Here is a 12,601-nt window from a genome sequence, read left to right on the forward strand (position 1 = left end):
TTGCTTTTTTTTTTTTTTTTTTTTTTTTTTTTTTTTTAATCGTAATATTAATAAGGCTTGCTTATTTATTTTTTTATTTTCTTTTTTATCTATTTTTTAAAGAAAACTCTGAACTATCATGAATTTAAGTCAAAGTATTCATGCCTATAGCTGGAGCTTGAGTTTTTCAAATCAACATCCCCTTCCCATCTGGAGGGTTTGTAATTGTATTTTCCCTCAAACATCACTGAAACGTGATAGTTCCTTTTTTCAAGGGACATTACTCTTGCCTGACCCTTTGCATTTGTTGTCATGCTATAGGATTTTGTCCTGTTTTCATCATCGGTTATATTGATGGAAAGTGGCATATCATTTAGTGGAACATACCTGAAACTCTCTGGAGTCAACTTAGAGTTATCTTTATGAAGCAGATAGACAGTCATATATTCCCCATTGGAACTTGCGCTGTGTCCATAGCAGGTTATTTCAGTTTCCAAATTGGTTGAAGGATAAAGATATGATAGAGTCAATATGACCGCTACAATGAATAGTATTACGATGGATTTCTTTAACATATTTAACAGCTTTTGATTTTTTATTCCCTAAATGGGTGTTGTAGTATGTTATTTCACTTGTTTTATTCCATATAATCGTGTGATAGCATGTAATTTCACTTAATGTATTTCTCTTAAATTATGTTATAGCATATCTTTTCACTTAATGTATTTCTCTTAAATTATGTGATAGTATATCATTTCAATTAATGCAATTATGAAACACAGGATTATTGAAATTATTATGATATATGGAGCATGCTTTCGGTATATTGGAGGTTCCCTCTTGAACATCAGCAATATGATTCCATAGACCAATCCCCCTACTGGGAGCATTATTGATAATATGTATCCTATTGCAACTATGATCTTATTCGTCAAAGTCAGTTCCTCTTCCTCAAGGGTTGCTGCTCCAACAGCATCCTTTTTCTCTTTCTCTTTGATAAGTTCTGTGGCATAATCGTCTTCTCTCATTTATCTCACATCAAATCTTTGTTAATGAATAATTCTTTCTAGGGGGTGGTAGAATATAATTTCTTCAAGTCTTATAAATATGAGTTTTGAACAATATTTAAAATCCTTATGATTTTTAGTTGATTTTTGAACAGAAATAGAAATTATGATTAGTTTTATAGATATTACGATTCATTAAAAATAGAATGGTCTCATTATATGAAATCAGCTGAAAATTATTTAGACTTTTCATGATTTCATAAAACAAAGTTTAATCTGCAATGATGCTTGTTAGAACAATATATGGTCCATTAATATATAGGTGAATATCTGATCCCTTTTAGAATATTCTCCATTGTCTTTGATGATTCGATTCCTTAATTTTCTTTTAGGGATTTATTCATGGTCTTTGATGATTTGATTCCTTAATTTTCTTTTAGGGATTTTATTCATGGTCTTTGATGACTTGAATCCTTAATCAATGTAAATTACCTTGTCTATAAATAGTTTGTTGCCGCATAGTGGGCATATCTCATCCTCATCGATAAAGCTAATTCCCTTTAGGCAATTTGGGCATGAATTCAATCTTGTTTTGCGCTCATTGAAGTTTATGTAGAAATCTTCATCTTTGATGCTTATCACACATTCCGTTTTCTTGAAGGTGTTGATTAGGTGTTTCAGGTATTCAAGCATGATATGGTTCTTGTCTTCCAAAAGCTCATAGTCAGTAGTGAAATTATTGATCAGGTCCTTGAAATACCTTTCGTTTTCCAATAGAAAATAGTATATTTCCAAAACTGATCTCCTTTTTTTGATAATCTCATGCAGCTTCAATGATCTGCCGTATTTCTCTTCTATGAATTTGCGCTTATCAATCAAGCTGCTTTTCAGTATCTTTATTGCATCTTGGCAGTTGTATAGACAGTTCTTCATGTCAATTTCAAAAACCTGGATGTTCCTATTGCAGTTTGTGCAGAATGTCTCCTTGATGATTCCCGTAAGGGCTGAGGATTTGCTTTCTTCCATTGCTAAAGTGGCACTGCTTGCCACTTTAACTTCATTTTTCGAGTTCAGATAAAAAACAGATTCAAGCTTATCAGTTTGGAATTGCACTTTTCGCATCTATATATGATATGGTGTGTCATTTGCATCACAAACCCTATTTTAAGTTTTGCTTTTAGCCATGTCATGTTTTCCTATCCCTTTTTAAATATTTAAAACTGATTTTTGAATCATTTTTAATATTTTTTATTTTTCTTGATTAAAAATTAAACAAAAATAAGAAAATATGGTGTTTTTTTTTTAAGTTTATTAAGTCTATAAAATAAAAATTCACTGAGCCATTTAATTGATGAATGTTTTTTAAAATTCCTGATTATTTTTAGACAAAATTAGACTTTTTTAATGGGGTGCTTTTAATGAATTTTTTTATTGTAAAAAGTTTGTTGTTTAAAGTTTTTTGGTTTTTTTATCTTAGCATCTAATGGAATATCTTTTGCTCCATCCTCTCTAGTGTATGCCACCTTAGGCATACTTTTGTTTTGTATCTTTTTTGCATTATGTAATGTGTTTTTGATACTTTTTGTTTTGTATCTTTTTTGCATTATGTAATGTGTTTTTGATACTTTTAATATCTATAAAAAAGAAGTGTTTACATTATTTGAAAAAATAATCTTATTCTTAGGTAAACAAATAAAAAAGAGTAAATAGTTGTTAAAGGAATAGATTTATCCCCTAATGCAACTATCAAGGTAGTTTTCAATGTCTTCCTCAGACATTTCGCTCCAGTTTTCCCTGATTCCCCTTTTAAGAGTGTTCAAGTATTCCTCGCAAGGTTCGTTGTATGGGCGTAATTCGTCATTGCTTATTGTAAGCATTTCAAATCCGTCCATTTCTCCAAGTGATATGATATCCTCATACCAATTGCCGTATCCTGGGCTGCGACCGCCATTCTCTTCAGCAGCTACATGCTCGAATTGCTCTCTGGTGATGAGATATGCAACTCCTAAAGCATGGCCATCTTTGGTTGTATCCAAAAAGGACACTCCACATCCCTCCCATGAAGTGGAATAATTTCCAAAGTACATGTCGTATGGGATGTCAATGGCTCTTTTTTCAAGAGGTCTTGTAGGATCTTCGCAAGGGTCTCTATATGAGGAACTGCCTTCAAAGCATCCTCCTTCGATGTAGCAAAGGAATCTTTCTTCTAGCATGTTGCTTCCATAGGATACATACCAGATGTATTCCTTCCATGAATCTATTTTTTCAAGTCCTTCAGTGTCTTGAGCATATTCATAGATGTAAGCCAATTCCTTGCTAGTAGTTTCCCTGCATTTGCGGATGTAAAGGCTTCCTTCCCCTTCAAGCATGTCTATTGAAGTCATGTCATTTTCATGAACTTCGTAAAGTTCCCCAATGATTCTTGCATTTCCAGGTATGATTGCAGGATACCATCCTCCCACATCATACATGTCATATCCTTCAATGGCAGCTTTGCCTAAGCAGGTGCTGTTTTCAAGGAAATGGTGATTGGATTCTCCAGTCATGAGTGTTCCGTAAACAAACACTTTCCTTGCATTGAAGTATTTGTTTATTTCAAGGATTTTGTCCTTGTAGTCTTCTCCCCATGGTCCTTTGAAATCCTCTTCTCTTTCAAGAGCTTCAAATTCCTTGATGATATTGAGTATCATTTCAGTGAATTTGGAGTTGAGTTCAGGATAAAGATCAATGAATTCTCGAAGCCCACCTCTCTTGAAGATGTTTAAAGCTTCCATTTGGCCTTCAAGTCCATATAATCCATGTCCTCTCAAGTGTCTCATAGTGCAGCATTCCAATCCTCGGATTAGAGGAGTTTCAATCTTTTGTCTTAATTGAGAATCTCCTGTTAAGTATGATTTCATAAGAATGGATGAGCAGATGTATGTTGGTTCATGGCAGAAGTCAACCCTTGCATCTGAAGGGATTCTGTAAGTGGAGAATAGCTTGAAGCTACCGTCCTTGTCCTGAAAATCTAATATGGTGTTTAGATTTTCGAAATCTCCTTCTTCAAGGATGTTTCTGAGGGTTGATTTCATTTCGTAAAGTTTTTCAATGTTTGGTTCGTTTAATCTAGTTAATTTTAAAGTGGTCATGTTATCATCTCCGTGTTGTTTTTAAAAGAAGCTTTGGTGTAATTTTTTAAAGCTTGTTATTAGGATTTGATGTTATCCTTATAACATTATATTTAAGTTTTTAATAGTATATATACTTTTTGGTTTTTCATATAAAAAAACTATTTAAATTAAGAAAATTAATAAGAAATTAATGGTGATAAGATGGGGGATAATGATAATTACAAAAAATTAAGGAAACCATATGACATTAGTTTGCCTTTTTTTGCATATGGTGTGCTTAAGCCTGGAGAGATAGCATATTCAAGGATAAAAGACCTTATTTATGAAAAGAATGAAGCATGTGTAAATTATTCCATGAAGCATAGGGATGGAGTTCCTATATTGTTCTCTAAAGAGATGGATTTCGAAGAAACCTGTGGTTATATATTCCATTTCAGTGATGGTGATGAAGCTTATAAAACTATTATTGATGCCATATCCGGCAATTTATACAAATGGGGCACAATTGATATAGGGACAGAAAAAGTAAATGTCCTATTTGGAAGAAAACAGTCAAATGGAAGCAATGATATTGAAGATCCAGTTGATAGAAAGTGTTACTGCGGAAAAAATGACCCTCTATTTAAGGAAGGAATCCAATTAGTTAAGGAAAATTTAGGATCAGGAATATTTCGTAAGGAAAAGGGATTTTTCAATCTGCAGATGAATTACATGTTGCTATGGTCTGCAATAGATAGGTACTGTAAGTTAAGGTATTATAGAAAAAAGGAGCATGAAAGTCGTGAAGAGTTATCTAAAGAGAAAGTCTTTAGGAAAGCATTGAATATATATGCTGGTGGAAAGCATTATAGGCCTATATATAATACTGATAATTTATTTAAAAACGTATTTGATTTGAGTAATCCAAAGTATTGCCTTAATTATTATTATACTCTTAGATGCAATATTGTGCATAGAGGAAAATCAAGCCATAGTGATATTGATTTGCTTATGGAAGCAACAGAAGATCTTTTAAATATATTTGAATATATGCTTGATGATGCTTTTGGTGAAGAATAATTAAAAAAAGAAAAATGATGAAAATTCATCATTTTTTACATTTAAAATAAAGTTGTTTGCTTTGATTTTTTCTTAGATTTAACTTTAGAACTTTTTTTAATGACTGGATTGGAATCTAAAATAGTTAACTCTTCACAGAACTCTCCAATATCACTTACTCTTGTTCCATTCCCATCATTTAATATTTTAACATTACCACTATAATCACCAATAGGATTATCTTGTATGTAATTCTCTTTTGATAATTCATTTGGCAGATATATGTATAAATCTCTATGATAATCGCTATCACTATTTTTGTAGTCTATAGTGGCATTTACGGTATGCATTGTTCCGCTTTTTTCTCCACATTGAATAACAACATTGATGTCTGATAATGCTGCTACAATTTTGTCTCTTTCTATAAAAGTGCCTGATTTGGCTTTTGTATTTGGACTATACTCAGAAACCAGACAACCACCATTTTCAATGATTTTTTCAGCTAACCCATTATGTGAAGCGGGTGTAATCTTATTTAAACCGCTTGGCAAAATGGCAACTGTAACCTTATTTTCCATAACAGTTGTTTCATGAGCTATCTTGTCACAGCCTAATGCAAGTCCGCTTACGATTGCTCTTTCTGAGTTGTCTAAAACAGCCTTAACCATTTCCTTTTCAAATATTTGGCTGATTTCGGAAGGTTTTCTTGTTCCAATAACCGCCATATTAGGTTTGGATAATGCTTCCACATTTCCCTTCACATATAAAAATATAGGTCTCTTATTGCCCATATCATTTAATTTATCTGGATATTCATCATCGAATAGGGTTATCACAGTTATTTCCGGATCGTTTATCACTTCTTCATATATATGTTCTGTCTTTGCAATTGCATCCACTATTTTTTCTTTGGAGTATTTGGAAATGATTACCTTGTTGGAGATTAAATCAGTGTAATTTTCTGAATTTTTTACTAAATCTAAAAATTTTTTATTAATATTTACTTTTCCAAGACTTTTTATATTGCTTAAGAAAAGAAGTTCCTTAAATTTTTCCATATTTAACACCTCTCTACCCTATATGGTTCAATTTTTATAATAGCTCCTTCATTTGATTTTTTTAATTCCTCATGAATATTTACGGTTCTAGCAATAGCAAGAGATATAATGTCCTTATTTTCAATACCGTTTTCAATTAAAATATCTCTGCATGCATACATGCTGTTTCCAGAAGTTGTAATGTCATCTAAAATGATAAATCCAATATTCGAATCAGATACATCTTTTTCTTCATTAAATTTTATTGAATCTTTATGTTTTTTAATGGTTCTATCACCTTCTTTAGATGATGGGACAGATTTATGCCTAATCAATAGGTCATAATAATTATGGATTTCAAAATCAAGTTCAATTTGACCATTTTCTTCCCATTTTTTAATAAGATCTATCGATTTTTTAGTTTGGGGAGTTTTATTTTTTCTAGAAGGGGGAACTGTAAGAAGAGCAGCACCGTCTTTGCCATTAAAATAAATATTATGAATTTTTTCAATTGATTCAAATAGAGGTTCTGTAAACTTTTTTACATATTTATTATGATTTTTATATTTGATTAAATCTTCATTCAATTTAACGCATTCCTCCACATTATTACTTAATTTAACTCCTTGTTCTTTGTACTCCTTCCGTCTTGGACCAGGAATATAATCATATAAGTAATAAATGTCTGAATAAAGCGCATGGAAAATGTTTAGATTATGTATTTTAGCATATCTAAATTTTCTTTCTAATGCCATATCCCTAATTTCTGATTCAGTAGTATCGTAATTAAATCGCTCTTTTTTACTGAATTTTTGAGTATCAAAAGTAAAAACGAATTTATTTATTGATTCTTCATCTGATTTATCATTTGTTGTTGAAATTTTATAAATGATTTCCTCATCATCTATAGTTTCCTTTTCCTTTATATCTTTTGTGGATTGTATTTGGAGGATTATATTTTCTTCCTTTTCTTTTGATGTAGTGAATTTTTTGGTAATGTTCTTTTCAGTTTTCTCTTTAATTTTTTCATAAGGTCTGGATTTCTTCGTGCTTCTCATGTAGTTTTCTATTTTTTCTATTTCATTATTTATGTCACTTGAAGATGTTAATTTGCCCTTTTCAATTTTTTCAATTAACTCAAACTTTATTGAAGGGACAGATATGGGTATTTGATTAACATAATTTTTTAGCCGATTAATTCTTTCTTTTCTATCTATAGTACTGCTCATCACATCACTCTCTTTACTATTTATTTTCTTCCTGCATTGCACTTAGTTTTTACATAATAGGTGCATGATTTAAATGGCCCATATTTTCCAGTTCTAGTATATATCAAACCATTACAACCTGTAACTGGACAGTAAGCCAATGTTTCTAATAATTTTTGATCTTGATTAAATGGCCCTCCATCATAATTACAATTGTCATTAGAACATTTGAAAAATCCTTTACCTGTTTCTTTATTTTTCAACAAAGTCACTTTGCCTGTGCCACAGATTGGACAATATAATTTAGTTTCTATGGCTTCATATTTTCTAATTTTTTTGTTTTGATTTGAAATATTTGAATAATTGGATTTGGGTGTATTTAAATTACTTTGATTTTGTTTACTCCTATTTGCATCACACTTGGTTTTAAAATAATTGCTGCATGTTCTGAATTCTCCAAATTTACCTTTAGTCATGTAGGTTAATCCATTACAATTATCTTTTGTACAATATTCTAAAGTACTTAACTTTTCTATGTCCTGATTAAAATCACCACCATCATAGTTGCATTCGGAACATTTAAACTTTCCTCTTCTAGTTTTTTTGTTTCTTTGAAGCATCACTATTCCACTATTACATTCTGGACAAAGAAGTTTGGTTTTAATTTCTTCAAATTCACTTTCTTTTTTTACATTATCCTTTAATGAGATGTTTTTTGTAAATGTTTTAGAGAAATTATTTTGCTTTTTAGTAAGTTCTTTATTTTTATTTGCATTGAAATGCTTAGATTCTCTACATTTAGGGAACTTGGAACAAGCTACAAATAGTCCATTTTTACTATTTTTAGGATATAATATTCCATCGCAACTTGGGCAATTTTCAATATATTCTAAATATTCTAAGTCTTGGTTATATTTGCCACCGTTCCAATTACAGCCTTTATTTAAACATTTAAAGTATTTTGCATCGAATTTTTTATTTATCTCAACTATTACTGTATCTCCACATTTTGGACATTTTAATTTAGTTTCAATGATTTCATTTGGAATATAATTGCTTTTTGGACTACTTTCTTCTTTGTCATTCATTGGTTTTGTTTCTCTGCATTTAGGGAAGTTTATGCAACCTTTGAAATAATTTCCGCTTTTAGCTTTTCTAGGAACAAGCAATCCATCACAACTTGGACATAATTCAACCTTATATAAATCTTCTTTTTCTATGGATGTTTTTCCTCCATTCCAATTGCAGGAATCATTAGAACATTTGAAATATCTCTTTTTATCATCTTCTTTATTTATTTCCAATTGAACATGACCTTCTCCACATTTTGGACATATTAATTCTGTTTTTAAAATTTCTTTAGGTGCATTTTCATTAATTTTGTCCAGTAACTTAGTAAATCTTTCTAGCTTTTCTCCTTCCATATTTTCAATGTGATTGCACTCCCGATTATTGCATCTTAAATATGGTCCAAATTTACCATCAAATGGCTGCAGGATAGATCCACAATCTGGACAAATCTCTATTTCATCTAAAAATTCAATATCTGAATTATAGAATCCTCCATCCCATTCACATCTGTCATGAGAACATTCAAAGAATTTCAATAATGTCTTATTAGTTCCTCTATTCAAAATAACTAAACTGATTTCTCCATTTTTACAAACAGGGCATTTTAATTTGGTTTTAATTGAATAAACCTTTTTATCTTTCATGAATTCTTCAGGATTTTCACTGACTGCCTCAGCATCACCAAATATGTCTTCTTTAGTTATGATGTCTAATTTATCTTCATCCTCTTCTAATTCCTTAACAAAAATAGATTTGTCTGAATCTGATTCTGGAACAAGTAAATAAACATTGTTTTTAGTTCTTGTTAAAGCAACATAGAATAATCTACGTTCTTCACCATACTCAAATTGGTCGCTGTCGCTGATAACGAAATCTAATATTGGATCATCAACTTTTTGATTAGGGAATCCAGATACTTTATTTTCTAAGTTAATCAAGATTACATTATCTTCCTCTAGACCTTTAGAACCATGAACTGTAATGTATCTTATTTTTAAATCCTCATTTCCATCATAGATAATTTCGTCATGAGTTCTTCCTTTAGCTCTAAATGGAGATGCTCTATCTTTATCTCTTAAATAGGAATCAATATCAAAGTTATTTCTACCTAAAATAAGTATCTTTTTAGAAGTTTTTGCAATTTCATTAACTACATATTCTAATACTTTTATCTTTTCTTCAATACTTTTCTTATTATAATATGCTATCTTTACAGGTTTAGATTCCTTTTCAGATTTTTTCTTGGAATTTAAGGATTTTTGGATTTGTTGAGGGTTCTTTTTAACGAATTCTCCACTGATATCAATCAATTCCTGGCTGTTTCTGTAGGTGGTGTCAATTGTCATTATTTCTGGATTCTCAAAGAACTTATCGAAGTCCTTGAATAAGCTTACATCGCATCCGCTAAATCGATATATGGACTGCCAGTCATCCCCTACAACTGTAACTTTTGCAGATACTGCTTTTTGTATGGCTTTTAATAAGTCATACCGGGTATATGATGTGTCTTGGTATTCATCAACAATAATGTATCTGAATATTGTATGTAGCTTTCCATCTTCAACTAAAGCTGTTGCATGATTGATCATATCATTGAAATCAATTTTTTCATTATCTTTAAGATAGTTTTCATAGGAAATGAATACATCTTCAGTAATGTCCAAGAATAATTCATTTCTCTTTTTGGTGAATTGATTTTCTTCTGTGTTATTTTGTCTTCTAAATTCTTCAAATTTATCTACAGAGTAATTATTTCCTTTGAATAATTCAATAAAACCGGTAATCAATTTCATAAAGTCTTTGAATTTATTTACTTCATCACGTTCTGCTATTTTGGAAACTAAATATCCAAAATCAATATCTTTAATTTCAACGCCTTCTTCTTTTAGTTTTTCTTCTAATCTTTGAAGCAACCTGTTTTCTCTCATATAATAAGAGTAGGTTTCAAGAAGTTCAGTTCCTTTTTCCTTATGCAAACTTCTTTTCCATTTTATACCTTCAGTATACTTTTTAGATTCTTCTCCTTCAATGAATTTGGCTTCACAGTTTCTGTTTACACCAAAGTGTTCATGGTAAATGTCATAATCTGGCAAATAGAAATCCGGTGTATATTCCCTATAGATTTCTGATTCTTTTAGCCCTATAATGTCTAGAAACTCTTTAATTTCCTTTTCATGTATTCTTTCATAATCGAAATTAAATGATAATTCTTGAATCAATTCATTGTTGTTTTCTAAAAATTCTTTTAATTTATCTGTGAATGATTCTTTCTCTTCTTCATCATCTGTTGAATCTTTTAATCCTATAACTTCGTTGAAATAATTCTCCTCTTCATCATATAATGTTTCTTTTAAACCGATTAATTCTTTAAACTCATCATTGTTTTCATATAATTCATTTAAAATCTGATTTTTAGTGATTAATTCTTCAAATTTCTCATCAGATTTAAGGATTAAATCTTCTATAAGAATTTCGTTAATTGAAGGAACATTATAAATTAAATTAGTGATGTACTGTTTTTGTGAATTGTAATCTTTATTGATAACTTTATAAACAGGTTCATATTCATAATCTATTTGATGCATAAAGTAATAGTTAGCAATAACCAATTCCTCTAAGCTTTTTACAGTTTTGTTGTCTAATGTAACTTTCTCTTTATCTTCTCCATAAAGTTCTCTAAGTGTAGTAAAGTCTCTTCCCTCTTCCATATCATATAATTCTCCAAGGGATGAAACTTCATCTTCATCAATTAGATTATATAGGTAGTATGCATAGAATTCAAGAATCTTTTCACATAGCTTTTCATTCTCAATGACATTATCCTTGAAGTAAATTCTTATAAAATTAGTTAAAGCATGCTCATCAGGCCTTGCAGGCTTATCGTTTGCTTTTAATATGGATCTTCCCAATCCATGGAATGTATAAGTGTTAATTCCATCAGGCAATTTTTCCTTCAAATCATTTACAGACTTGTTTGAATAGGATAAACAAAGAATTTCATTAGGATTTATGCCTTTTCGTTCAGTAAGATATCTTACTTTTCCAAGAACAGTCAATGTTTTTCCACAACCTGCACCTGCAACGATTTGGTTGCTTAATTCATTTGTAACAACAGCTTTTCTTTGATTATCATCTAATGATTTTTTGGTTCTTTCCGGATTATTTGCTTCTTTAGGGCTTAAATTAAAGTTTTCAATATCATCAAATAAATCGCTGTGTTCTTCAAGTTCTTTTTCAACGAATTCTTCATTTCTATCTTCAATTATAAAGTCTAATAAGTTGTAATCATTTAAAAATTCATTTAATTCTGGCTTTAAACTAAGTTTGTCCTGTGATTTTCCCTGATTAATGATATCATAAGTCTTTTTATATTTTGCTTTCAAATCATCTTTATCCTTCCAAGTTATATAGAATGGTGAGTTAATTAGCTCGTCTAAATCTTTATTGAACTCTTTTACTTGGCTTAAGTTCTTATTCATCTCTTCCTCTTTTCTTTTTAAAGTAATGTTATTGTTAATATTTCGGATAAAATTATCTAGATTCTTGTATTTATTTAAGAAATCGTTGATTTTGTTTTGCAATTGATAATCAAGAGACACGGAGTAAATGTTTTCATCCAAATAATCATGGGAAACTTTATATTTGGATTGTATTTTATTCTTTTCACTTCCATCAATATAGTCATCAGATCTCTTCAATTCCTCTAATTCTTCATTGAATTTATCTATTGTAATCTCATATTTGCTTAATGATTTTATGAATTCCTTTTCCTTGAATTCCTTATTGTGTTTTTCTACAAGGGAATTAAGATTTTTATAGTTATTTAATAAATCATTTACTTTGGATTGTTTATCTCCAAGAGGCAAGTCTAAAATTTCTCTCCTATCAAAGTAGTCATAAGTTAATTTGTAATTGTAGATGATTTGATCTTTTCTTTCAGTGTCTATGTACTCGTCTGCATTTAGAAGTTCATTAAGGTCTTTTTTAAATTTGTCTATGTCACTGATCTTTTCTAATGTGTTGTCTAATTTTATATTGAAATCCTCTATTTTTTTATCATAATCATTAAAAGAATGTTTAATTGAGCTTAATTCTAAAAACATTCTCTTTAAATCAGAGTCTCCTTTAATGATATTGATGTATCTAAA

Annotated in this window: 9 protein-coding genes; 1 reads left to right on the top strand and 8 read right to left on the bottom strand. The window is 30.2% G+C overall.

The window, feature by feature from the left end; translation table 11 throughout:
- Window positions 1-116 precede the first annotated feature (116 nt).
- The 5 genes from VW161_RS07840 to VW161_RS07860 all read right to left on the bottom strand — a co-directional run bounded on the left by VW161_RS07840 (window position 117) and on the right by VW161_RS07860 (window position 4,117).
- A complete protein-coding gene (locus tag VW161_RS07840) occupies window positions 117-554 on the bottom strand; it encodes a hypothetical protein (RefSeq protein ID WP_304094875.1) in 438 nt (145 codons plus the stop codon).
- 156 nt (window positions 555-710) lie between these two features.
- Window positions 711-1,007 (bottom strand): hypothetical protein, encoded by a 297-nt coding sequence (locus VW161_RS07845; protein ID WP_304103961.1) that lies wholly within the window; start codon window positions 1,005-1,007, stop codon window positions 711-713.
- 453 nt (window positions 1,008-1,460) lie between these two features.
- Entirely contained in the window at window positions 1,461-2,099 is a 639-nt protein-coding gene (locus tag VW161_RS07850; protein ID WP_325192887.1) for a hypothetical protein, read from the bottom strand.
- A gap of 302 nt (window positions 2,100-2,401) precedes the next feature.
- On the bottom strand, window positions 2,402-2,590 hold the full coding sequence (locus VW161_RS07855; RefSeq protein WP_325192888.1) for a hypothetical protein: 189 nt from the start codon (window positions 2,588-2,590) through the stop codon (window positions 2,402-2,404).
- Window positions 2,591-2,713: 123 nt separating this feature from the next.
- On the bottom strand, window positions 2,714-4,117 hold the full coding sequence (locus VW161_RS07860) for a gamma-glutamylcyclotransferase family protein (protein WP_325192889.1): 1,404 nt from the start codon (window positions 4,115-4,117) through the stop codon (window positions 2,714-2,716).
- A 183-nt stretch (window positions 4,118-4,300) separates the two neighbouring features.
- Here VW161_RS07860 and VW161_RS07865 point away from each other — a divergent pair, with 183 nt between their 5' ends.
- Window positions 4,301-5,158, top strand: a complete 858-nt coding sequence (locus VW161_RS07865; RefSeq protein WP_325192890.1) for a hypothetical protein — start codon at window positions 4,301-4,303, stop codon at window positions 5,156-5,158.
- Window positions 5,159-5,199: 41 nt separating this feature from the next.
- On the opposite strand, the gene VW161_RS07870 is transcribed toward VW161_RS07865, so the two are convergent.
- Genes VW161_RS07870 through VW161_RS07880 form a run of 3 tightly spaced genes read right to left on the bottom strand, consistent with a single transcriptional unit; the run spans window position 5,200 to window position 12,556 of the window.
- Complete coding sequence (locus VW161_RS07870; RefSeq protein ID WP_325192891.1) at window positions 5,200-6,195, bottom strand: DNA-processing protein DprA; 996 nt, start codon at window positions 6,193-6,195, stop codon at window positions 5,200-5,202.
- Window positions 6,196-6,197: 2 nt separating this feature from the next.
- Window positions 6,198-7,403, bottom strand: coding sequence for a hypothetical protein (locus VW161_RS07875; protein WP_325192892.1), 1,206 nt, complete (start codon window positions 7,401-7,403; stop codon window positions 6,198-6,200).
- A 20-nt stretch (window positions 7,404-7,423) separates the two neighbouring features.
- Entirely contained in the window at window positions 7,424-12,556 is a 5,133-nt protein-coding gene (locus VW161_RS07880) for a UvrD-helicase domain-containing protein (RefSeq protein WP_325192893.1), read from the bottom strand.
- Window positions 12,557-12,601: the final 45 nt, after the last annotated feature.

Source organism: Methanobrevibacter ruminantium (genome assembly GCF_016294135.1).
In the GTDB taxonomy this organism is placed as follows: domain Archaea; phylum Methanobacteriota; class Methanobacteria; order Methanobacteriales; family Methanobacteriaceae; genus Methanobrevibacter; species Methanobrevibacter ruminantium_A.